The organism is Actinotignum urematis (assembly GCF_051264595.1).
GTDB classification, from domain to species: Bacteria; Actinomycetota; Actinomycetes; order Actinomycetales; family Actinomycetaceae; genus Actinotignum; species Actinotignum timonense_A.
Genome location: NZ_JBOZBG010000021.1, coordinates 12,292 through 36,129 on the forward strand (window position 1 = coordinate 12,292; position 23,838 = coordinate 36,129).

17 protein-coding genes are annotated in these 23,838 nt (G+C 64.0%); 6 read left to right on the plus strand and 11 right to left on the minus strand.

The features are described from left to right. Positions 1 to 450 precede the first annotated feature (450 nt). The 7 genes from ACRQDJ_RS08245 to ACRQDJ_RS08275 all read right to left on the minus strand — a co-directional run bounded on the left by ACRQDJ_RS08245 (position 451) and on the right by ACRQDJ_RS08275 (position 13,825). The gene (locus tag ACRQDJ_RS08245) at positions 451 to 2,325 is read right to left on the minus strand and encodes an ABC transporter ATP-binding protein (RefSeq protein ID WP_284904544.1); all 1,875 of its coding nucleotides are present in this window, start codon (positions 2,323 to 2,325) and stop codon (positions 451 to 453) included. Next, entirely contained in the window at positions 2,318 to 4,204 is a 1,887-nt protein-coding gene (locus ACRQDJ_RS08250) for an ABC transporter ATP-binding protein (protein WP_284904542.1), read from the minus strand. Before ACRQDJ_RS08250 ends, ACRQDJ_RS08245 begins: the two co-directional genes overlap by 8 nt. A gap of 189 nt (positions 4,205 to 4,393) precedes the next feature. Next, positions 4,394 to 6,937 carry a YhgE/Pip domain-containing protein gene (locus ACRQDJ_RS08255; protein ID WP_284904540.1) on the minus strand — a complete coding sequence of 848 codons (2,544 nt, stop codon included), beginning with the start codon at positions 6,935 to 6,937 and terminating at the stop codon, positions 4,394 to 4,396. Beyond that, a complete protein-coding gene (locus ACRQDJ_RS08260; protein ID WP_301575294.1) occupies positions 6,934 to 7,734 on the minus strand; it encodes a TetR/AcrR family transcriptional regulator in 801 nt (266 codons plus the stop codon). The genes ACRQDJ_RS08255 and ACRQDJ_RS08260 overlap by 4 nt, the downstream gene beginning before the upstream one ends. 574 nt (positions 7,735 to 8,308) lie before the next feature. After that, positions 8,309 to 9,610 (minus strand): cytosine deaminase, encoded by a 1,302-nt coding sequence (gene codA / locus ACRQDJ_RS08265; RefSeq protein ID WP_284904536.1) that lies wholly within the window; start codon positions 9,608 to 9,610, stop codon positions 8,309 to 8,311. Positions 9,611 to 9,661: 51 nt separating this feature from the next. Next, on the minus strand, positions 9,662 to 11,065 hold the full coding sequence (codB, locus tag ACRQDJ_RS08270) for a cytosine permease (protein ID WP_435706471.1): 1,404 nt from the start codon (positions 11,063 to 11,065) through the stop codon (positions 9,662 to 9,664). A 204-nt stretch (positions 11,066 to 11,269) separates the two neighbouring features. Then, positions 11,270 to 13,825 carry a Cna B-type domain-containing protein gene (locus ACRQDJ_RS08275; protein WP_284904909.1) on the minus strand — a complete coding sequence of 852 codons (2,556 nt, stop codon included), beginning with the start codon at positions 13,823 to 13,825 and terminating at the stop codon, positions 11,270 to 11,272. A 353-nt stretch (positions 13,826 to 14,178) separates the two neighbouring features. Here ACRQDJ_RS08275 and ACRQDJ_RS08280 point away from each other — a divergent pair, with 353 nt between their 5' ends. From ACRQDJ_RS08280 to ACRQDJ_RS08305, 6 genes are all read left to right on the plus strand, one after another. Continuing rightward, a complete protein-coding gene (locus ACRQDJ_RS08280; protein WP_284904908.1) occupies positions 14,179 to 14,745 on the plus strand; it encodes an MptD family putative ECF transporter S component in 567 nt (188 codons plus the stop codon). 13 nt (positions 14,746 to 14,758) lie between these two features. Beyond that, positions 14,759 to 15,634, plus strand: coding sequence for an energy-coupling factor transporter transmembrane component T family protein (locus ACRQDJ_RS08285; protein WP_284904907.1), 876 nt, complete (start codon positions 14,759 to 14,761; stop codon positions 15,632 to 15,634). Beyond that, entirely contained in the window at positions 15,631 to 17,148 is a 1,518-nt protein-coding gene (locus tag ACRQDJ_RS08290) for an ABC transporter ATP-binding protein (RefSeq protein ID WP_284904906.1), read from the plus strand. The genes ACRQDJ_RS08285 and ACRQDJ_RS08290 overlap by 4 nt, the downstream gene beginning before the upstream one ends. Positions 17,149 to 17,316: 168 nt before the next feature. Further along, on the plus strand, positions 17,317 to 18,873 hold the full coding sequence (locus ACRQDJ_RS08295) for an anthranilate synthase component I family protein (RefSeq protein ID WP_435717987.1): 1,557 nt from the start codon (positions 17,317 to 17,319) through the stop codon (positions 18,871 to 18,873). Continuing rightward, positions 18,870 to 19,445 (plus strand): anthranilate synthase component II, encoded by a 576-nt coding sequence (locus ACRQDJ_RS08300; RefSeq protein ID WP_284899095.1) that lies wholly within the window; start codon positions 18,870 to 18,872, stop codon positions 19,443 to 19,445. The genes ACRQDJ_RS08295 and ACRQDJ_RS08300 overlap by 4 nt, the downstream gene beginning before the upstream one ends. Before the next feature lie 52 nt (positions 19,446 to 19,497). Next, the gene (locus ACRQDJ_RS08305; protein ID WP_284899093.1) at positions 19,498 to 20,958 is read left to right on the plus strand and encodes a DUF4232 domain-containing protein; all 1,461 of its coding nucleotides are present in this window, start codon (positions 19,498 to 19,500) and stop codon (positions 20,956 to 20,958) included. A gap of 22 nt (positions 20,959 to 20,980) precedes the next feature. On the opposite strand, the gene ACRQDJ_RS08310 is transcribed toward ACRQDJ_RS08305, so the two are convergent. The 4 genes from ACRQDJ_RS08310 to ACRQDJ_RS08325 all read right to left on the minus strand — a co-directional run. Next, on the minus strand, positions 20,981 to 21,856 hold the full coding sequence (locus ACRQDJ_RS08310; RefSeq protein WP_284899091.1) for a hypothetical protein: 876 nt from the start codon (positions 21,854 to 21,856) through the stop codon (positions 20,981 to 20,983). Next, positions 21,853 to 22,086 (minus strand): hypothetical protein, encoded by a 234-nt coding sequence (locus ACRQDJ_RS08315; protein ID WP_284899089.1) that lies wholly within the window; start codon positions 22,084 to 22,086, stop codon positions 21,853 to 21,855. The genes ACRQDJ_RS08310 and ACRQDJ_RS08315 overlap by 4 nt, the downstream gene beginning before the upstream one ends. A 42-nt stretch (positions 22,087 to 22,128) precedes the next feature. Further along, the gene (locus ACRQDJ_RS08320) at positions 22,129 to 22,521 is read right to left on the minus strand and encodes a hypothetical protein (RefSeq protein ID WP_284899086.1); all 393 of its coding nucleotides are present in this window, start codon (positions 22,519 to 22,521) and stop codon (positions 22,129 to 22,131) included. 154 nt (positions 22,522 to 22,675) lie between these two features. Beyond that, the coding region (locus ACRQDJ_RS08325) for a MiiA motif-containing surface protein (protein WP_494337614.1) at positions 22,676 to 23,838 on the minus strand (1,163 nt) is incomplete at its 5' end.

Sequence of the window (23,838 nt, forward strand, 5' to 3'; positions counted from 1 at the left end):
TGTGGCGTGAAAATCCTTGTAAATGCTTGAAAATCCGGGAGTGGGTATGAGTATGCGCGGCGTTGGCTTGGCGTGGCGGGGGCGGCGTGGATGCTCAGTGTGGCTGGCTTGACTTCGACGCCCGCCCAGACGCCGCCGGGCAATTCCAGCACCGCATCAATTTCATGGCCGTAGGAATCGCGGTAATGCCGCACGTGCCCGCCCAAGGTCTCGGCAAAACGCTGAGATCGTGCACAACCGCTTACGTTGCAAAATGTAGAGCCCTTACGTTGCATTTTGTAGGCTCTCTACGTTACAAAATGTAGGCCGGTTGCGTTGCAAAATGTAGGATGGGGCCCGCCGGGCGTTTTCAAACGTACCGGCGGGCCCGCGACGTGTACGCGAAGAGCGGCACTAATCCGCCGAAGCGGCGCTATTTCGCCGAGGCGGCGGCATTCCGCCAGGCCGGCACTAATCCGCCGCGGCTCCCAGCTGCCAGCCGGCCGCGCGCCGTCGATCCTCCCAGAACTTCCGGTACAGTCCGCCGCTTTCTAGCAGCTCCGCGTGGGTGCCCACTTCGCGCACGGTCCCGCCCGCGTCGAGTACCACGATCTGGTCCGCACCCTGCACCGTTTCCAGCTTGTGAGCAATCACCAGCACCGTTGCTTCCTGGCGCAGCTGCTGAATGCAGGCGCGGATAGCGGCGGTATTTTCCGGGTCGAGGGCCGAGGTTGCCTCATCGAAAAGCACGATAGGGGCGTGCTTGAGGAGTGCCCGCGCGATGGAAACCCGCTGGCGTTCCCCACCCGATAGCATCCCGCCGCGTTCGCCGACCGGACTCTCCCAGCCATCGGGCAACCGCGCGGCAATATCGCTTACCCCGGCCATATCCGCGGCCGCCCGCACTTCGGAATCCGTGGCGCCCTCGCGCCCCACCCGAATATTCGCTTCGAGGGTGTCGTCGTACAGATAAACATCCTGGAACACCATGGACAACTGCGCCATGAGCTGCGCCGTCGTTTGATCACGCACATCCACGCCACCGATGCTCACGCTGCCGCCGTCCACGTCCCAGAACCGGCACATGAGCCGGAACAGAGTGGATTTGCCGGCCCCGGAGGGCCCCACAATCGCGGTGAGGGTGCCCGGGCGGGCCGTGAAACTCACACCGTCGAGTACCGGGGTATCCGCGCGGTACCCGAAACGAACGTCCCTGAGGGCAACTTCGCCGGGCGTGGGAAGGGCGACGTCGCTGGCCGGCTCGCTCGGGACAGGTGCATCAAGCACCTCGCGCATGGAGTCAAGCGGGGTGCGAGCCACCTCGGTCGCCATAACGAAAGCGGTGAAATCCTCCAGATTTCGCATGAAACGCAGTGCCACCCCGAGGAAGGCGAGGGTGGCCGCCGGGTTGAGCAGCCCGCCGGTGCACAGGTGCACCGCCAGCGCGATAAGACTCACCACCAGCAGCTGCGCGCCCACCCCGGAAAGTAGATTCGCGGCGATGCCCAGCCACAGCGAACGGCGCTGGGCGGCGAGGTTCGCGTTCACAGCGGTGTGGAGCGGCGCGAAAGTGGCGGCCTGGCCGGTGGCCCGCAGGATCGGCTGGCACCGGGCGTATTCCACGATCCGGTCAGCCAGATCGCTTTCGGTAGCACTGGTGGCTAGCTCGGAGCGGCGTCGTAAAACCCGGGCCGCGCCGGCCAGCGCGCACAGCAGCGGGAACGCAACCGTAAGGGCAAGCCCCAGCTGCCACTGCCAGATCCACATCCCCACCAGCAGCACCAGGGCTGCGGTGGCGTTGCGGATAATTGGGGTGGTGAAATGGGCGATGCCCTGGCCGATGGCCATGAGGCCGTCGGTGACCAGGCGCGAGAGGGTGCCGGCCCAGCCGGAGCGGAACCATCCCAGCGGCAGGCGGGAAAGCTGGTCGCCCAGCAGGCTGAGGCTGTGGCGGATCACGTCCATGGCGGCGGTGTAGGCCATGACCGCCTGAACGTAGGCGGTGAGCAGGCCGGTCACCGCGAGTCCGGCAAGCACGCTCATCCAGCCGCCCACGCCGAGCCCGAGGGTCGGGGTGCCGGTGGACCATGTCAGCGCCAGGGGCACCACGGTGAGCAGCGCCAGGCCCTCGATCATCCCGGAAAGGATGACCAGGATAATCGAGCGGCGGTAGTAGCCGTGGCCTTCCTTAGTGAGGACCGAGCCGTAGGCGTGCACGAGGAGCGGATCGGAGAAACGCCCGGTGTGCGTGTGGGCGCCGTACGTGGCGGGTGCGCTCGCGGTGTGCGTGTGCCCGCCGCCCGCGCGCCCGCCGTAGGTGTTCGTGGCCTCAGAGTTCTTAGGCATGTTCGCGTCCTTCCATGAGCCGCACCCAGAAGGGATGCGTGGCTACCTCGTCCGGGGTGCCCAGGGCAGAAATCCGCCCCTGTTCCAAAATGCAGACCTGATCCACACCGAGCACCGATTCGGCGTGGTGCGCGATCACCAGCACGGTGCGCCCGGCCACCAAACGGTTGAGGGCGCTTTGAATTTCCGCTTCGCATTGGGGATCGGTGGCCACGGTCGCCTCATCCAAAATAAGAAGATCGGCGTCGGCCAGCAGCGCCCGCGCGATGGCCAGGCGCTGGTTTTGGCCCCCGGACATCGTGGTATCTTCCCCGAGCACCGTGTCCAGCCCCTTGGGGAGGGCGCAGATATCGTCCCAAATATTGGCGGCGCGGGCCGCCTGCTCGATGGCGGCGTCGTCGGCATGGGGACGCGCGAGGCGAATATTATCGCGCACGGACATGCGCAGCATTTGCGCATCTTGGAGCACGAAAGCGACCCGCGCGTAGAGGTCTTTTTCGGGGAGGGTGCGCAGGTCGCGCCCGTCGAGGAGCACCCGCCCGCTATCCGGATCGCGGAAGCGCGCGAGCATGGTCGCCAGCGTGGATTTGCCCGAACCGGAGGGCCCGAGCAGCGCGGTCACGGTGCCGCGGCGCAGCGTGAGGGATACGCCGTCGAGCGCCTGGATGGTGCGCCCGGCGCGCGGATAGGAGTAACTCACGTTCTCGAAAACAACATGCGCGGGTACGACGCCGCCCGCGGCTTCCTCGGTACTCGCGGCCGCGGGGGCTGCGGGATCTGCTGCGGGATTTTCCGCGGGGGCTTCCAGCTGCGGCAACTGTTCCACGCTCGTCACCTCGATAATGCGCAGCGCGGAATTCCCGGCCAGCTGGTAGGACCACATGCTGGTGGAGAGGGTGTCGAAGGTGAGCGGCACGATGAGGCCGATGAGGGAACAGGCGATGACCTCGGGGAGGGTGGCGCCGCCGGCGGCCAGGATCAGCGAGCCGAGCCCCATATTGACGAGCAGCACCACCGGCGCGGAAATGAAGGACATCGCCAGCGCGGAGCCTTTGAGCAGCGGCCCGCACCAGTCCCAGTAGAAATTCCCGAAATCATCGGCGGCGCGAGCGAAAGCGCGATGCGCGTGGCCGACTTTCCCGAAGCTTTTGACCACCTGGATGCCTTCCACGAATTCCACCCCGCGCGCGGCGAGGTAGCCGAGCCGGTCGTCCATCTCCGCGGTCTTTTCGCCCATATCGCGCATCATGAACATTTGCGCCGCGAAATAGAAGGGCAGCGGGATGATGGTGAGGAGCCCCAGGCGCCAATTCACGGTAAAAGCAAAAATAACGAGGGCGAGCGGGGTGGCTACCGCGGCCGTGGTTTCCACCGGGGCGTGCGCCACCAGGGTGTGCAGCGTGGTGGTATCGGCCTGGATGGCTTTGCGGATCTGCCCGGAGCGCGCCCGGGAGAACCACGAGAGCGGCGCGCGTGAAATCTGTGCGATAATGCGCTCTTGGAGCAGGCCGCGCAATGTGAGATCCGCGAAATGCGTGATGGTGAGCGCCAGGAAGTAGAGGAGCAGCTGGGTGCAAAAAGCCCCGGCAAGTAGTTTCACATTCCAGCTGAGCGCCGCGGTATCTATCGGCGTTCCCGCGCGCCAGGCCGGCAGCAGAATATCGCCGATGCGCACCAGCGCAATAAACGGCGCCACGGCCACGAGCGAGGAGCACACCGCCACGAAGCGGCCGAGCGCCAGGCGCGGGGCAATCGGCGCCATGAGTTCTTTGAGGGCGCGCTGTCCTTGCGCGCGTTTTTCTTTATACGTATCGACACGCGTGGCGACGCCGCCGTTCGGGGCGGTGCCGGCATCTGCGTGGGTGAGTTGAGCCGTCATCCCATTCCTCCGCGAACAGTAGGAGAGGTGCCCCGCGGGCGATCCGCGGAGCACCTCCATATTAGGCTTCCCTTACTTCGTGGTAAATAGGACTCAGAAATTACGGTGCGGGGGTGGGTGCGGGCCCGGCGTGCGCTCCTGCGCTTTATCGTGCCGTAGCGTTTTACCGTGCCGTCGCGCTCCTGCGTTTTACCGTGCCGCGGCGGGCGCCTCCTCATTTTTTGGTACGACGACGCCGCTACCGGCTTTCGCCTCGCGGGGCCGCGACGTGCCGGCATGGCCATCGCGGCGTATTTTGATGATGGCAGCAAGGACGGTGGCCAGCACCGAAGCGGCGAACCATATCCCGAGCGCGCTGGCGTAGGCCGCGGTGTCAATCGGGCCACCGGCAATCGCGGCACGCAGGGCGTTAACCGTGTGGGTGACGGGCAGCAGCGGGTGGACGGCCTGGAAGAAGCCCGGCGCTGTTTCCACCGGGTAGATGCCGCCGGCCGCGCCCAGCTGGATCACGATCATGAGGAGCGCGATGAAACGACCCGGGGCGCCGAAAAGCGCAATAAGTGCCTGGTTGATCGCGATATACACAATCGAGGAGGTGACGCAGATGGCCAGGGTGGCGCCCGGGTTAATGAGATCCACATTCCCGAAGAGGTGGAGTATCCCGACCAGCAGGCCCGCCTGCACGATTCCCATGAGCGCCCCGCTAGCAACCGAACCGAGCCCGAGCCGCAGCCCGGATACGCGCGCCGCCGCCAGGCGGCGCGAGAGAGGTGGCTTCATGAGATAGAGGCCGATAGCGCCCACCCACATCGCCAGCGCGATGAAGTAGCAGGCCACTGCCGCACCGAAATCACCGACGGGGTGAGCGCGGGTGGTGCTCAATTCCACCGGGGTGGCCCCCACTCGCTGCATCGTTTCTGATTCGCTCGGGGTGTAGACCGGGATTTTCTCCGCACCTTCGGAGAGCTTCACTTCCAGGGTGGCGGCGCCCTCGCGCAGGGTGTGCAAACCGTCGCGCAGGGTTTCCTGGTTGGTCGCGAGGGTGGTGGCGCCGCTGCTTACCTGAGTGGCCCCGCTGTGGGCGGCGCGTGCCCCGGCGGCTAGTTCAGGGGCACGGGCGGCTAGTTCGCCGCTTCCGGTAGCGAGGAGCGCGGTGCCTTCCGCTAGCTGGGTGGCCCCGGCGGCGGCGCGGCTGCTCCCGACGGCCAGGGCATCGAGTTGGTCCGCGAATTCCGTGGTGGCGGCCAAGGCTTGCTGGCCTCCCGCGGCGGCACGCTGCGCACCGGCGGCCAGCTGGGCGGCACCGTCCTTGAGCTGCGCCGCCCCGGCGCTCGCGGCCTGCGCCCCGCTGGCAAGCGCGCTCAACCCGCCGCTTTCGGCACCCGCGCCAGGCTCGCCGCTCGCGCCGGTGGCGGCGCCCGCGCCAGGTCCGCCCCCTGTTCCATTGTCGCTACCCATGCCGGACCCGCCCGCCGTTCCAGTTTCCTCGCCGACGAGGGCAGCTATCCCGCCCTGGAGCTGGGTGGATCCCTCAAGAAGTTGCGCGGTGCCAGCCTGTGCCTCAGCGAGCTTCGCCTTGACCACCTCCGGGGGCAGCACATCGTACATCGCGATGAGGGTGCTCAATCCGTCATTGAGGTTATTGAGCCCGCCGCTGAGTTTCTCCGCGCCGGTGCCCAATTGCTGCGCTCCGGCAAGGGCGCGGTTGGCTCCCTCCGCCAGCGCGGCATTCCCCTCCGCTACTTTCTGGCTGCCCGCCGCCACATCCTGGCTGGCGGCCGCCAAGGTATCCAGGCCCGCGGCGCTGCGCTCCGCACCATCTCGGAGCTGGCCGGCCGCCAGGCTCGCGGCACTGGCCCCACCGGCTACCTGGGAAACCCCCTCGCTGAGGGTGCTGGCCCCGCCCGCGGCGTCGCCTGCACCGGCCGCGAGCTGAGCTGCGCCGTCGTTCATACGCCCCGCACCGGAAGCTAAAGTTTCCGTTCCGGTGGCGAGGCTCCCGGCGCCCTCGGCCAGTTGGCCGGCGCCCTCCGCGAGCCGAGTTGCGCCGCCGGCCGCGTCACGCAGCCCGGCGCCCAGCTCTCCGGCCCCGCCCGCCGCGGCGCTCAGCTGCTCGCTCAGCGTCCCGAAGGAAAGGTAGATGCCATCAAGATATTCGGCCGACACCTTCTCCGAAACCGCCGCGGTGGCGGTGGAGGCGATGACGCGTCCCACATTGCCGACAATATAGTTGAGGGCATCGTCGGTGACGAAGGAGAGCCGGGCGCGGGTGGCGGCCCCGGGGCCGCGCGCCACGGAAGTGGCATCGCTGGAAAACGACGCCGGGATGCTGAGCACCGCGTAGATATCGCCGTTAGCCAGTTTCTGCTGGGCCTCCGCGGCGGAGTATTCCCGCCACTGGAAGTTCTGGCGTTCTTCGGTTTCCAAGAGCTTGGTGGTGATGCTTGCGCCCAGGTTCACCTCGGAGCCGCCCAGCTGTGTGCCGCGATCCTCGTTCACAATCGCGGCCGGGATCTCATTGAGGTTGCCGAGCGGGTCATCGTAGGCGCCGGTGAGAATCAGCGCGTAGATCATCGGGATAATGGCGAGCCCAAACATAATAATCGCGGGGCGGATGCGCTCCCGCCAGCTGCGGGCGGGAGCCGGCTGCGCGGACGGCGCGGCCGGCCCGGTTTCCGCGGTGGTGCGCGGCGTCGTATCCGGCTGCGGGGCGGTGTTTCGTGATTCGCTCATGAGTGTTCTCCATAGGCGGCGCGGGTAAAACTGCCCACTTCGGTAGCGAGGCGGGGAAGATCATCGGGGTCGGCGGGTTCCTCGGTCATCCAGTGGAGCACACGCCAGAGCAGGCCGGCCGCCACCATGGAAGCGAAGTCCATTTCCGCTTTCGAGGGCGGGGGATAGGTGCCGTTCGCCCCGGCGGGCATGCTTGATTTAGCGGTCGCAGGCGCAGGCGCGCCGTCGCCCGAAGTTTGTTTTTCGGGTGTCGGCGTACCGAACATGACACGGCCACGGGCGCGAATGGCCGGGGCACTGAGCAGGCGATCACGAATCGCCGCGATAATCGGGGCTGCGCTCCCGAGAGCCGCGGAACTGGTGAGAGCCGCGGCAATGAGGTGGCGGTGCTCCAACAGAGTGGTGAGCATGGGGAGCAGCACCTGCAGCTGTACGTCGAGCGACGGTTCTTCTGAGGTTGGCACCGGGGTGGCGTCAAAAATTGCGTGGAGCCGTGTAAGAACGACGGCGCGCACCAGTTGGCTAATCCCAGAAAAATGCTGGTAGAAAGTGGGGCGGGTGACCCCGGCTTCCCGCGTGATCCAAGAGACGGTGAGATCATCAATCGCCGCGCCGCTATCAATGAGCGCGCCAGCAGCGTGCACCAGTGCATCGTAGGAGCGCCGGGCCCGCGGATCGTCTGCGGCAGGGCCGAGGGGGCTGTGCTGGTTTGCGGCGGGGCCGAGGATGCTGTGCTGATTTGCGTTCGGCATTCCGCTCGTGCCGCCGTTGGGAGCGTCTGTGTGTACCTCTCTCATGCCGCCTAATTTACACATGTAAAATAGGCGGCGCAAGGGGAGGCGGGGTGGTAGGTGTTTTCCGAGCTGTAGTGCAGATGTCGTACATGCGAAGTACATCTCGGAAAAACAGTCACCCATGTACATTTTGTGAGTCGGCCTGGTCTCCCTCCTCCTCAAGTGCGCATTTCGGACCATCACCCTCGTCAAGTGCGCGTAAGAGACACGAAATAGCTCCGAAACGGTGCTCTTACGCGCACTTTGTTTTCGGGGCGGGCTGGACGGGCCCGGGCTGGACGGGCCTGGGCCGCCAGATGCCAGATCAGCTCCGGGTGGTGGCTGGCCGCCAGGCCCGCGGTGCAGAGACAAAGTGGTACTGGAGAACTGCGGGCCTTACAGAGTGGTACTGCACGACAGAAAATCGGGTGTTGACTGTAGCTCCAGTACCACTTTGTGAGCCGGCGTGATGGTGGGCGGTCGGTGCCTGTCGTTCGCAGGCCCGCCCACCGGCTTAAATTCACCGAACCCCCGGCCTGTCACTCGGCCGAGGGTCCGGGAGAAAAGCGCGCGGCGCGCGCGGCGCACAACCAACCGCCTACAAATGCCAGGCGCGCTCCGGCTCAGTGGACTCGAAAAGCAGCTCGCCGCGCCGGTAGGAAGCCAGCACCGGGGCGTGGAAAGCCAGGGCCTCGCGCCACGACGGCGCCCCCAGCACGATGAAGTTCGCGGGATTACCCACCTTGATGCCGTAATCAGGCAGGTGGAGGGTGCGCGCGCCGTTATGGGTGATGAAGCGATAGGAATGATCGATCTGCGAAGCCCCCATCATCTGGGTCACGTACAGCCCGATGAGGGTCACGTCGCGCAGCGAGCCCGTGCCCAGCGGATTCCACGGATCGACGATATCGTCCTGCCCGAAGGACACGTTGATTCCGGCTTCCGTCAGCTCCTTGACCCGGGTCACCCCGCGGCGCTTCGGATAGGTATCCGTGCGCCCCTGCAGGTGGGTATTGACCATCGGATTGGATACAAAATTGATTCCGCTCATCTTGAGCAGTCGCAGCAGCCGAATGAAATAGGCATTGTTATACGAATGCATCGCCGTGGTATGCGAGGCCGTGACCTTCTCCCCGATACCCGCCTCGTAGGCCCGAGTCGCCAGGGTTTCCAGACCGCGCGAAGCGCCGTCGTCGATCTCATCACAATGCACGTCCATGAGGAGGTTGAATTCCTGCGCGAGGCCCACCGCGTAATTCAGCGAGCTCACCGAGTATTCGCGCGTGAATTCGTAATGCGGGATGGCGCCGATGGCGTCCACGCCCAGCTCGGCGGCGGTGCGCAGCAGTTCGCGTCCGTGCGGGTAGGATTCGATGCCCTCCTGCGGGAAGGCCACCAGCTGCAAGGTGACGCGGTCGCGCAGCTCCTCGCGCAGCTCGAGCAGGGCGCGCAGCGCGGTGAGCTTCGGGTCGTTGATATCCACGTGGGAGCGGATGTATTGGATGCCGAAACGTACCTGCTGGCGGATCGCCCGCATGGCGCGCTCCTTGACGTCCTCCACCGTGAGCTTCGCCTTGCGCTGCGACCAAATCTCGATGCCCTCGAAGAGGGTGCCCGATTCGTTGGGGTGCGGGTCACCCTCGGTCATCGTGGTGTCCAGGTGCACGTGGGATTCCACGATGGGCGGCAGGGCCAGGCGCCCACCAAAGTCGCGGACGGTGGCGGCCGGCGCGTGGCTCGGCTGCGCCGTCGTACCGGAAACGGGGGCGGGCGAAACTGCGGCGGAACCGGCAACCGGCCCGGCGGGCGTGATCGCGGTAATGACGCCGTCGGTCACGGTGATATCGGAGAGGTGCTCAGCGTTTTCGATGCGCAGATTCCGGAAAATCTGGGTGCTCACGGGTGCTCCTTTCGGGTGCGTGCGATACGTTACGGTGCAGCGCGCGGGCGCTTACTTCATTTTTGCGACGACGCCGCGGCCAGCGAAGAACACGGCCAGCGTGGCCACGATAGCGTTGAGCGAGGCAATCCCCACCGGGATGGTCCAGCCCACCAGCGCCCCGGCTGCCACCGCGATCACCGCGGGCCAGGCCACCGCGCGGGTCGCCGAGGTATTCGAGGTGTCCGCGGCGGAAATCCGCCCGGTTTCCACGGCTTCCACGATGGCCTGGTAGGCGCGGCGGTTGGCGAAGTAGTCGGCCACCAGCACGGTGCCGATCGGGGGCAGGGTGGCGTTGAGGAAGCTCAGCCAGCCCACGAAGTTGTCGTAGAGCCACAGCGCGCACAGGGTGCCGAGGATACCGGCGATGATGACCAGCGGCTTCTTGGGGCGCTTCGTCATATTCGCGAAGCCCAGGCCGGTGGTGTAGAGGGCGTTGTTATTCGTGGTCCAAATATTCGCGCCCAGCACGATGAGGGCGGGGATGGCCAGGCCCTGGGCGATCATGACGTAGAAGATGTCGTCCTTGCCGGTGAAGGCCCCGCCCACCGCGCCGAAGGAGAACATGAGGGTATTGCCCAGCAGGAAGGCGATGACCGTGGTGATAACCGCGGATTTCGCGGAGCCGGCGAAGCGGGTGAAGTTCGGGGTGGCCGAGCCGCCCGAGATAAAGGAGCCAACCACCAGGCCGACCCCCACCATGACCGGCATGCCGCTGGTATTCGCGAAGATGCGGGTGAGGCCGCCGCCGTCCACCGTGGCGGTCACCATCGAGTAGGTGCCCAGCCCCGCGATAAGCGGCACGGAGATGAAGGAGACGATCTCGATGGCCTTGATGCCGTAGTAGGCGGAGGCGGTCATGAGGCCGCCGGCGATGAGCACAATCGGCCAGGGGCTAATGTTGAGGATTTCTGCGGTAGGGATGGCGAACATGGCCACGCCCACGCCGAACCAGCCCATCTGAGTGAAGGCGATGAGGAAGGAGGGGAGGAAGGAGCCGAAGCGGCCGAAGGAGTGGCGGGCGAGTTCGTCCACACCCATCCCGGTTTTTGCGCCCACGTAGGCCAGCGCACCGGTGAAGGTGGCCAGGATGGCGCCGCCGATGGAGACCGCGGCGATGAAGCCGCCCAGATCTAGGCCGATGCCGAGCTTCGCCCCGACGGACATAGACGCGGAGAAGAAAGTGAAGCCGAGCATAACAAAGCCGACGGCCCAAAAGGAACGTCGGCTTGAAGTGGGAACAACTCCGAATGAGAAATCCTCGTCCGGCCGGTTGTTAACTCCTGCGGAATCAGGAATACCGGAAAGGCCGGGATTATCGGGAATTCCGGAACTGGCTGGAATGGTGAGATTCCCATCGATAGGGTGATCAATCGGTTGAGTGGCGGTCGGGATTTTCGTTTCCGTCACGGACATGAGTGAGTGTGCCTCCGAATTTTCCTGAGCCTTCCTGATTTTGGCTCAAATTGCCAATAGCATATTCCTCTCCCGGGGCGGAGGGAAATTTTTTCGGCGTGAAACGGGTCTCAGTCGGATAGTGCCCATTAAGAGGTACGACGACGGCGGGGGTGGTACATCGCAGTGCGATGTACCACCCCCGTGAGCTGGCGCAGGGCGCGCTTAGCGCTCGATGCGGATGCGGCGCCAGGCCAGGATCCCGAGGCCCGCCACGAGCGCGGTGGCTGCGAGGGCCGCTCCGGAACGAGCGTCGCTACCGGTGCGCACAATCCGCGGCGGATTCGCCGGAGGGGTGCTCGGCGGGGTGCTGGCCGGTGGAGTTACCGGAGGCGTGCTCGGCGGCGCCGGGGGAGTGGTCGGCGGCGCCGGCGGCTCCGTGGTGGGTGGCGGCGGTGTATGAGTATTCGTGATGACGTACCCGCTGGCCGCATCCCCGCTGATTACGCTTGTGTATCCAGGAACCTGCACTTCGCGTACTGAGTACACCGCCTTGCGGCCCTCGCGGTACACCGGGAGATCCGTGAACTTCCCGGTCCATTCACTCGCGGCGCTCAGCTCCAAGCTCTGACCCACCGGCTGGCCCGCATCCAGGAGTTCCACCGTGACCTTATCGGGGCGCAGCCCGGCAGGCGCGGCGTCGTCGTTCCATTTCTTCGCCACCGAAACCTCGGTGGACATGGTGTTGGTGAGTGCCACCGTGTAGAGCTTCGCGCCGTCGTCCGCCGTGGTGGCGGTGGTGCGCAGCGTGTACGGGGAGTTTTCCGCGCCGTGTTCGCGGAATTCGATGGGGAGTTGCTTGCCGGTGGCCGCGTCGATGAGCGTGGCCGGGTTGGGGAAGTTCGCGATCTCGGCCGTCCACTGCTGCGCGGCCGTGAGGGTGATTTCCTGGAGTTTGTGCCCGCCGACCAGCACGTCCAGCGTGATGGACTCGGGGCGGGTGGCGGCGTCGTCGCCCTCCCAGGCCTTCATGACGCGCAGGGTCCAGATGTCATCCTCACCGAAAATCAGCTCGCCGTTATTGGCGATGCCGCCGCCGCTAATGCCAATGCCGGTGGCGCGATTGTTTTCGATAATAACGCTAGCTAGCTGCCCAGCCAGGGCTTTTGCCTCCGCGCTCGGCACCGACTTGAAAGCCTTATTGTCACTAATGGGTTGGCCGAAGGGAACCGGGGTATTTTGCCCGCCTTCCTGGTAACGCAGCAGCTGTTTCTCCGCGGGCCAATTAGTGTGAATGCCGTAGGCGGAGCCATCCTGGAACCAGGCGCGCGGGGAACCGCCGAGCATCCGCTCGCTTACTACAACCGGCTGGCCCGCAACGGGCGTCGGGTTATCGAATTCGTGTTTGGCAACGCTGAAGAAGTCATCGCCGGCGCCCTTGTATTGCTGCTGGGTACCAGCATTCGGCGCAGAATTATCGAAAATAGCCACGCCTCGGGTGATATTCATGGTGGTTCGGCCGGTGGGGCAGTTCCACACCCCGCCGCCCTGCGGGCTCGGCGGGCGGTTGCCAGCTCCGACCAGCCGCATTTCCGCGATCTCATTATTGCGGATAACCGCGTTGTGGATGGTGAGAGTGGAGCCTTTTTCATTGTAAATACCAGCACCGCCCCAGAAGCCGCGGGACGTATTTCCGCTAATAAGCCCGGCCGTGAGAGTGACCCGGCTATTCGACCGGAATGCGAGCGCACCACCGGATTCGCCGGAGATGTTATTCGTGAACGAGGTCCCGGCCAAAGTGACAGTGGCTTGAGATGTATGCAGACCTCCGCCGGCTACGGTGGACTCATTTCCGGTGATGATTCCACCGGTGAACTTCGCCTCACCACCGGTGATATGAATACCGCCACCCTGGCCCCTGAATATGCCATTGGAATTCCCGCGGATCTCGCCGCCGCTCATGGTGAAGGGGGAGTGCATAAGCGCCATAGCCCCGCCGATTTCTGTGACGTTGTCGCTCAGGGTGCCGCCGCTGAGCTCCACGGTGGCACCTTCGGTGAAGACCGCTCCACCGAAACCGTTGGACTCCGGGTTGCTCACCGTATTTTTGCTGAGTGTGCCCCCGCTGATCACGAGCTTCGCGGGCTGCTCCGGGCTGCCCCATACCCCGATAGCTCCGCCGAGTTGCAGGCCGGAATTTTCGGCGAGGGTGCCGCCGCTGATGGTGACAGACCCGCCGTAGGCGGTAATCGGTGCATATTTTCCGGCGACGACGCCGCTCGGCCCGAGCGTGCCACCCTGCGGCGCACTGGAATTACGCGAGAAATCAGCGGTTCCACTGATATTGAGTTCCCCGCCCTTGACGAAAATAACCGGGCCGGTCAGGGCCGTATCGTGAATCGAGCCGGCACTCACCGTGAGCGTGCCCTCCACCACGAATTGGGTCTTGGTAAATGAAGGACCGGCCAGGGTGAGAGAACCACCCTTCTCTACCTGCACGGCCGGTAGGTCCGCACCGGTAACCTCGCCGCTGCCGGTGAGGGTGAGCTGGGTGCCGGCCGGAACTCGCAGCACCGGCGCATCCGCGCTGAGACTCAACTTATGGGAAAGAGTCGCGCTTATAGCGCCCGATTGGGAAGCGGTGGTGACCAGTTCGTCCCACGTGGATGCGGTGGTTCCGCCCGGCGGATTTGGCTCCCCGAGCGCGGTCGGCAAGGGCGCGATGGCCGCGAGCAAGCCAAAAATAAGAGCGATGAGGGCGCCGGAGATTTTTCTGGTCACAGGTTCCTCCTTCGGTACGATTGTGGCGCAACACCACCATTGGCGCGAGCGATTGAAAATCGATACAGATTTAGGCTACCCGTTTCGCGGCGCTTGCGCAGGCGCTGTGGCGTGCTTCGCGGCTCGGCGCATTTCCGCTTTGTGGCTCGGTGCATTTCCGCATTGCGTGCCGCCCGATGCAGGCTTCCGCAATGGTCGTGAATCCACCCCACCACGTCCGCAATTCACCCGTATTTCACACGTCCTATTGACGCACGCTCAGATCGCGCTACAGTTAATCCCCGAAAGTTCAAGTTAGGGTGCCCTAATCCGCCCTGATTCGTTCTCACTACTTCGTTCAGGAGTGACTCACCGTGAAAACTAAAGACTTTATTAACATTGGCGTTTTTACCGCCATCTACTTCGTTGTTGTTTTCGGCTTCGGGATGCTGGGCGTGATCAACCCGGCGATGATGTTCGTGGGCTACGCGCTAGGGATCATCGCCAACGGCGTCGTCGTTTTCCTCTTCAAAGCACGCGCCCCGAAATTCGGGACCCTCGGACTCATGGCGCTGCTCGTGGGTGCACTTATGGTGCTCACCGGTCACCCGTGGGTGACCGTGCTGCTCACCTTCGGCCTGGGGCTGCTGGGCGATTACCTCTTCACCCGCGGCAAGCGTTACCTCAAGATCCTCGGCTACGCGCTGATGTCGCTGTGGTATGTCGCCCCGTGGTTCCCGGTCCTCACCGACGCGGAAGGCTACTACCAGTACATCGCCGGCTCCATGGGCACCGAGTACGCCGACGGCCTGCGCTGGTTCCTCTCCCCGACCATGATTGCCATCTGGGGCGTGGCCGTGTTCGTGCTCGGAATCATCGGCGGTTTCTTCGGCGATTCGGTGCTGCGCCGCCATTTCCGCACGTCCGGTATCGCGCGCTAGCTGCGAGGTTCCGGTGGATTCCACAATTTTTAACGACGACGCCGCGGGCCCGCGTGCTCGCGGCCCGCTCGCTTCCCCTACCGGTGTGCCAGCTCAGCCCGGCAGCAGCGCGCCCGGCAGCGGCGTGCCCGCGGTGCTTGATGCCGGCGCGATTCTCAGCTTGGATGAGCGCCGGCGCTGGCGCCCGGACCCGCGCACCGTCCTCCTCCTGGTGCTGGTGGGCAATGCGCTGGTCATGACCCGTGGCAGTTTCCTGCTCGCGGTCATTGTGGTGCTGGTTGCCGCACTCGCGCTCGTGAGTAACGGGCGGGTGAAACTGGCCCTCGGCATCATCGTCGTGGAATCCTTCTGGATGTTCCTTATTTTCCTCCCGAGCCTCACCGGGGCCTCCGCTTTGGGTGCCTTTTTCGTGGCCTTCGGGTTCTGGATGTTCAAATTATGCGCGGCGGCCGCCCTGGCCGGGTATGCCCTCACGGTGCTGGTGCCCGGCGAGCTGGTGGCCGCGCTGCGCGCCCTGCGTATCCCGGTGGCGGTGACCGCGCCGGTCACCGTGCTGCTGCGTTTCTTGCCTATTGTGGTCTCCGAATACCGGGCGGTGCGCGAGGCGATGGCGCTGCGCGGCCTGGCCATGGGCTGGAGCGCCGTGTTCCATCCCTTGCGCTACCTGGAATTTATCCTGGTCCCGCTGCTGTCCTCCTGCGCCCGCATTGCCGATGACATGACGGCGGCGGGAACCCTGCGCGGCCTCGGCTCGCGCACCCGCCCCACCTCGCTGCATCGCCTGCGTTTCTCCTGGGTGGATGCGCTGTGGCTCGCGGTCATCGCGGCCCTCATTGTGGCGCGCTACTACCTCGCCAATATCAGCTTCACCCCGGGAGGAGTACGATGAGCGCGCCCGATCAGCAAACACCCGATACTTACCTGCGCGGCGTCACCTTCACCTACCAGAGCGATCCCGAGCTACCCACCACCGAGTGCGGCGTGCGCGATATCGACCTCGACCTCCCGGAAGGCTCGTGCACCCTCATCACCGGGCCGTCCGGTTCCGGGAAATCCACGATCCTCAAACTCCTCAACGGCCTCATCCCCGAGCTCTACCCCGGCGAGCTGCACGGCGAGGTCCGCCTGGCCGGGCGCGTCACCACCGCCACCCCGATCCAGGAGCTCGGGCGCGCGGCCGGCACCGTTTTCCAAAACCCGCGCGCGCAATTCTTCACCGCGAAAGTCCTTGAGGAGCTCGCCTTCGCCGGCGAAAACGCCGGGGACGCCCCTGAGGTCATCGCCGAACGCATCGCCCACGCTGCCACCACCTGGAATATTGAGCGTTTCCTCCCGCGCCGCCTCGCCCAGCTTTCCGGGGGCGAATTGCAATTAGTGGCGAGCGCCGCCGCACTGGTCGGCCCGCACCGCATCCTCCTCTTCGACGAACCAACTTCCAACCTCAGCCCCGAGATGGTCGGGCATTTCGCGCAGGTCGTACGCGCCCTCAAAGCCCGCGGCTGGACCACGATCATCGCCGAACACCGCCTCTACCCGCTGCGTGGCGTAGCGGATCGCGTCGTCGTGATGCACGGCGGGCGCATCACCGGGCGCTACGCCGCCGCGGATTTCTTCGCGATGGACGAAACCGAACGCATCGGCCTGGGCCTGCGGACCTTGCGGGTACCCGAACGTGCGGCGCGCGTTCCCGCCACCGTGCATAAGGGCGACGACGCCGGCACCCCGGCCAGTGCGCCCACCACCCCGGGCGTGGTGGCCGAGGCGGTGCGTTTTGCCTACGGGCCCCACGAGGTGCTTAATCTGGAGCGGGTGGAGCTCCCGGCCGGGCAGGTCACCGCGCTGACGGGGCCCAACGGCGCAGGGAAAACCACCCTGGCCCGGGTGCTCATCGGCCTGGCGCATCCGGAATCTGGTGCGCGAATTTCCTTCGGCGGGAAAGTGTGCCGGGGGCGCGAGCGGCTGCGCCATTCCAGCTTGGTCATGCAGGATGTCACCCGCCAGCTTTTCGCGGAAACCGTGCGCGGGGAAGTGGCGCTGGGGAATGCCGGGGTGAGCGCGGAACGGATCGACCAGGTCTTGGCCGACCTCGGATTAGGCGAGGTAGCGGACCGGCATCCGGCTACTCTATCGGGCGGGCAGAAGCAGCGCCTCGTCGTCGCCAATGCAACGGTGGCGCATGCCGACTTTTATGTCTTTGACGAACCGACCTCCGGGGTGGATTATCGGCACCTTCGCTCCATCTCCACTCACATCCGCGCGCTTGCAGCGCGCGGAGCCACGGTCCTGGTGATCAGCCACGATCCGGAATTCATTAACGAGGTGGCCGATAATGAGCTGCATCTGGAGCCGCGGGATCCGGAAAGTGGAACGCAGCGCGCCGAACTATTCGGCCTGCTAAAGTGACGGGTATGGATACGGGTTGTGCAAAGCTTGCGGCGCTGGGCGCCGGCTGGCGTCGATGGCGCGCCTAATTTTTCTTCCCCGCACGCGCGTGCTTCGCGCGTACGTGCCCTCAGGGATCAACGTCACCCCATAATCAAGACCCCCGCACTGTTATCACAAAGGATAATTATGCAGTTTTACCCTGCCCTCGCTGAGCTGAGCGCCTTCAGAACCGAGCACTGCGTTGCGCCCGAGCATCACTCTGCATCCGAGCATCACTCTGCATCCGAGCATCACTCCGCTCCTGAGTTCCGTGCCGTGCCTGAGTACCGTGCCGCGCCCGTCGCCACCGAAATTCTTTCCGATTCCCTCACGCCCGTCACCGCCCTGAAAATCCTCAAAAACGTTTCCGATCATGTCTATATGCTCGAATCGGCCGGCCAGGATCAGACCTGGGGGCGATATACTTTCCTCGGTTACGATCCGAAACTTGAAATTACCGCCGTGGACGGGCAGGTGCGGATTAATGATCAGCCGGCCGCCTATGATTCCCCTTCGGATGCGATCCGTGAGGTGCTCGCCCGTTACCGCAGCCCGAAAATCCCGGGGATGCCGCCTTTCGCCGGTGGGCTGGTGGGATATTTTTCCTATGACTACGTGAAATATGCCGAACCCACCCTGCGCCTCGATGCCCCGAACGAGGAGGGATTTAATGATGTCGATCTTATGCTTTTTGACACCGTTATTGCCTTCGATAACTTCCGCCAAAAAATCATATTAATCAAGGTGGTGGGCCTCGATAACCTGGAGGAAGAATACCCGCGGGCTACGGAAGAATTACGCGAACTGGCCCAGTTGCTGCTCCACGGGGAGCCGGTGGCGGATACTACCGGGCGCTTGACCGGCCCAATTACCCCGGTCCTCAACGAGGCGGAATTCGTGGCGATGGTGGAGCGCGCCAAGCACTATATTCACGAGGGTGATATTTTCCAGATCGTGCTCTCTAATTGCTTGCGAGCAGAATTCACCGGGTCTCTTATTGATACTTATCGGGTGTTACGTACTATTAATCCTTCCCCGTATATGTTCTATTTCAGCGGGCATAATATTGAGGTGGCGGGGGCCTCCCCGGAAACCCTGGTGAAATTGGAGGATGGCACCCTCTTCACCTTCCCGCTGGCCGGCACGCGGCCGCGCGGGGCCACTCCCGCGGAGGACGCTCGCCTGGAAGAAGAGCTGCTGGCCGACCCGAAGGAGCTGGCCGAACATAATATGCTCGTGGATTTGGGGCGTAATGATATTGGCCGCCTGGCGCAATTCGGCACCGTGAACGTGGATCGCTTCCATGACGTGGTGCGTTTCTCCCACGTCATGCATATTGGTTCCACGGTGAGTGGGAAAATTCGCCCCGAGTGCGATGCCCTGGATGCCGTTGTTTCGATTCTGCCCGCGGGTACCTTGAGCGGGGCGCCGAAGATTCGCGCCTGCCAGCTCATTAATGATCTCGAAGGAAATAAACGTGGTATTTATGGCGGGGCGATCGGCTACCTCGATTTTTCCGGGAACCTCGATACCTGCATCGGTATCCGCATCGCCTACAAGATCGGGAACACGGTCTACGCGCGCAGCGGCGCGGGTATCGTTCAAGATTCCGTTGCCGCCACCGAATACCAAGAAACCCTAAATAAGGCCGCGGCCGTCCTGGAAGCTTTGCACGACGCCGCCCAGCTGGAGGAATGCTCATGATCCTCATCATTGATAACTACGATTCTTTCACCTACAACCTGGTGCAGCTGGTCGGAACTTTCCGCCCGGATGTCAAGGTGGTTCGTAATGATGCCCTGAGCGTGGCGGAGATTGATGCGCTGGCCCCGGATGGCATTATTATTTCCCCCGGCCCGGGCTTCCCCCGCGACGCCGGTGTGTCCATGCCGCTGGTGGAGCAACTGGCCGGAAAATACCCCATCCTCGGGGTATGCCTGGGCCACCAGGCGATCTGCGAGGCCTTCGGCGCTACTGTGACCTATGCGGCGGAGGTGGTGCACGGCATCGCCCGCCCGGCCCGCATGGATACCTCCAGCACCCTCTTCGCGGGATGCGCGGATGAAGAAATGGTGGCCCGCTACCATTCCCTCGCGGTGCGCAACGATACCCTAGGCAATGATCTGGTGGTGACTTCGCGCTGCGTGGGGGATGGGGAGGTCATGGCGGTGGAGCATCGCCGCTTCCCCGTCTTCGGGGTGCAATTCCATCCCGAATCGATCCTCACCCCCTGCGGGCGCACGATCATGAAGAATTTCCTCGCGCGCTGCCGGTAGCTGCGTCGTCGTACCCTTATCGTGGTACGACGACGCGCACTAGAATCGCGGCATGACTAACGACGCGTCTGCACCCGCGCAGCTCCCCATGCCTGAGCGGCCACTATGGCGAGCTCGCGGGCTCGGCGCGGCTGCCGTTCTGGTGCTTTCCTGGGTGGCTGTTGTGTGGACTGTGCGTCAGTCCCTGGTGCTGAACTCGTACGCAGATGGCGCGTGGTGTAGCTGGAATGCGACACGGCAGTGCCGGGTGACTCCTTTTCCTTGGGACTATTTGCTTATTATGCTGGCCGGGATCGCGGTGGGGATAGGTGCTTGGATTGCTCTGGGGCGTTCACTGCCGCGAGCTTCGAGTAAGTTTGGCGGTGCCCGCGGCCCGCGCAAGCAGGTACGTTACCTGGCGATAGCGGTGGAAGTGCTGGGCACGCTCGCGGTCGTGGCGGTGGCAATACTCGGAAGCCTGGCCGCGCTCTTCGGTGGTGTGCCTGAGGGAGCCGTGGCCGGGGTGGGTCTGCTCGGGTTCGGAACGGGAATGCTCTTTTCCCTTACCCTCGCGGTGGGAACAGGTGCCTGCCGCGCGGCGTGGATGAACGGCGGAGCGGTGGCTGTGGCCGGGGCTGGCGCGGGCGTGTTGATGGCTCCTAGCCTGGTCACCGCGGGGCCACTGGGCTTGATCATTGTGGTTATCGTTTCTTGTGGGGTGATGCTGGGTGGTCTTGTTTTTGCGCGTGAAAACTGCCGGACAGAAGTCGGTAAGGCAGCCGAAAATGCGGCCGGAGATGCTGGCGGATCACCGGGTTTTCTCCTGAAACTTAGCCTGGGCGTTACCGCCGCGGCTGTGGTGCTTTCCGCCTTAGGTTGGTGGCTGCTTCCTTCGCCGGCGGATCGCAGCTTTATGAAGGGCGAGTCGGTAACGTTCCCGCGAGAAGTGGAAGATTCCCGGGATTCTTCGGGGGCGTCCGTACCGCAAACTACGCCTACGGGGGAGGTTTCGCCCGTGCCGGAACCTTCGCCTATTTCTGGAGGGCCGTCCAGGTCTACACGAGATCCGCGCCCGGGCGCAATTTCGGCGCCGTGTACGTCCGAGCAGGTGGATATGAGCCGGAGCTCGGTGGATGGTGCTCTTGGTGCGCGGCAGGTGCGAATCACACTCACCAATCGCAGCGCGACCGCGTGCTCGGTGCGGGGCATGACCGGGGTGTGGCTCTCCGATGCGGGAGGCCAGAGCGATAGCTTTCCCGGCACCGAGCTCGCGACCACCGAGCTCAGAACCACGGAAATCACCGGCGCGGACTCCAGCGCCTATGAACGTGGAGTTGAGCTTCCTCCGGGGGACAGTGCCACGATGGAGATTGAGTGGCGGGTAAGTAACTCCGGGGATGCTGGCGAGCAGCAGCAATTAGGGCTCCAACTGAGTCCCGGTGGTGAAGTGATCCCCGTACCCGCGCGGAAAGGCGAGGAGACGTGGTTCGACGGCGATATTACGCTGCCCATCCGGGTAGGGGCCTGGCACTAACGTAATCATTCTCATTGGTGCGTTACTCGGACTGAGCTACCCAATCAGCGAGGTAATTGGCCTGGTTCGTGAGAAACATTGTGCCGAGGTAGAGCCGGAAAAGGATTCGGGAAAACACGCTAAGTTCACCGAAACTCTCCGTGAGCGTAACAAAGCATCCTTCGCCGGTAGCACTCGACACGGCTTCAGGGTCATCTTCTGCAAGCAGGGCGAAACGGCGAGATTGCTGTGTGGCAGCATCGTGTTGGCCGGAGAATTCCCATACTGTGGGGCGGCCTTCCGCGCCCGGGTAGCGGAGCACCCAGCCGGCGCCTCCCTCGGAAATATCGGCGAAGTTGGCGGCGGCGAATTCCGGGGACGCCGCGTATTCGCGCACCGCGCTGGCGCTGGTTGGCAGGTAGATCCGCAGCCGCGCGGTGCGCTTGATCCGGCGGGGCTGGGTGAGGGGTTCAGCGGCGGCAAGCGCAACGATAAGCTGCTTGCGGTCAATCCCTGCGCGCTCCACAATCGCGCGGCACGAGGCCTCGTTGTGGAGCAAACGCATAGCTACGCCGCAGTGATAATCACGGCCCGGGAATTTCCCGCTGAGGAATTTCTGCAGGTCTGCAGGTGGGGCGAGCTCGGCGGCGTCGTCGAAAATCTCAACGCGGGTGCGTTCACGTAACTGCACGGGCGGTAACCCAAATTCTTCGAGGCGTTCCGCGTGGAGCTGGTCAACGTGCTCACGCGCAACCCGCAGCGTGAGGCCGGCGCGGGCGCAGACGCGGCTGGCGCTGCCCCCACACGCGAGCAAGGCGACGAAAACATCGACGAGGCTGATCTCTTCGCGCCAGGCGCGGCGCGCTTCGAAAGCAGAATTCTGGATGAGCTGCAGGGCAGCGGCGGCGGGCATTTTCATGACGGGTTCCTTAGGTCGCGCGGCAGCCCCGCCGCGTATTTGCGATGGGCTGATTGCTTGGTTACCTCCAGGCAACGGCCAATATCGCTCCAGGACATGCCCGCGCGCACCGCTTCCTCGACGTAGTACTTCGTGATGCGATCAGCCTCCACGCGCATGGCGTGGGCGGCGCGCAGCTTCTCCGCAATCACCGCTGGATCTAGCCTCGCTTGCTGCTTCTTCGTCATCACGCCGTCAGTATATGCTGACGCACTTCTGTGAGGCAAGGGCCATTACGCGTCCGGCGTGGTGGCCCCGGGCCGAGTGGAGCGGCAGGCGCGGAGTGCAGCGGCACATATTCCCAGGGATCCGCCTATCCACGCTGCGGCGCCGATGAGGTTGAGTGTTTCGGGGCCGCTCGCCCTCCATAGCGAAACGACCCCTACGCTGACCGCCACCGCGCATAATGCGTAGGCGATGCTCGCCCGAGTCCAGCCGGCAAGCCGGTACGTGCAGCCGGTTCCGACGGCGGCCAGCACCACCGTGGCAGCCACAAAAATCGCGGGCGTGGCGGTTCCGGGCGTGAAGTGCCAGGTGTCCGTCAGGTTGAGAGCCAGAGCGCCGAGGCACATTGCGAGTAAAACGAAAGAACTGGTGAGCGATCCGTAGCGAGCCACGATATGCATGGTAGCGAAACCTCCTCGTTGAGATATTTTGGCGGTGCGGGTGCGGAGACGGGTGTGAATGCAACGCTCCCCGGGAACGGTCGATATTTCGTCCAATCCCGGGGAGCATTAGTTGTTGTCTCGGCGTAATCGTACGATCACGTTCCGAAACTTTTTAGCGGCGACGACGCCCAGCGGTCAGGGCCCCACCGGCAGCCACCGCGGCGGCCGCGGCCAAGAGCCCAAGCGTCACATCAGCACCGGTGTGCTGCAGCTTCTTGACCTTCTTGACCTTGGTGGGCTTGGAAGCGTCTGGCTTGTCACCCTTGTTGCCCTTGTCAGCATTGCCGTTATCAGCCGGGGTGAGCAGCTTTACGGTCTTGTCGGCCGGGATTTGGCTCGTGGAACCATCCGGGAACGTTACCGTGACGGTTCCATCCTTGCTGACGGTGATCTGTGTGTTCTCCGGGAGATCCGGGTTGGCCTTCTTGACCTTGTCCTTGACCTGTTCACGTTCCTGATCGGTGACGTTGGTCAGGTCCACAACTCCAGTGAGCTCGGGATCCTTGAGGGTGATCTTCTCGTTGTCCTTGAGCTTGCGGACGGTCTTGTCGGCCGGGATCTGGGTCTCAGAGCCATCCGGGAAGGTAACCGTGACGGTCCCGTCCTTGCCGACGGTGACCTGGGTGTTTTCGGGCAGGTCGGGGTTGGCCTTCTTGACCTTGTCCTTGACCTGCTCACGTTCCGGATCGGTGACGTTGGTCAGGTCCACAACTCCAGTGAGCTCGGGATCCTTGAGGGTGATCTTCTCGTTGTCCTTGAGCTGGCGAACCGTCTTGTCCGGAGTGATCGTGGTCGTCGACTGATCCGGGAAGGTCACGGTGACCGTGCCGTTTTCGGAGACGGTGATCGTGGTTCCTTCGGGGAGGTTCGGGTTCTCCTTTTCGACGGCCTTCTTGACCTGCTCGCGTTCGGGATCGGTCAGCTTATTGACATCGACAACTCCGGTGAGCTCAGGATCCTTCAGGGTGACCTTCTCGTTGTCCTTGAGCTGGCGAACCGTCTTGTCCGGAGTGATCGTGGTCGTCGACTTGTCCGGGAACGTTACGGTTACCGTGCCGTTTTCGGAGACGGTGATCGTAGTGCCAGTAGGAAGATCCGGATTCTTCTTCTCAACAGCCTTCTTGACCTGCTCGCGTTCGGGATCGGTCAGCTTAGTGACATCGACAACACCGGTGATTTCGGGGTCGTTGATCTTGTTCTTCTCGTTGTCCTTGAGCTGGCGAACCGTCTTGTCCGGAGTGATCGTGGTCGTCGACTTGTCCGGGAACGTTACGG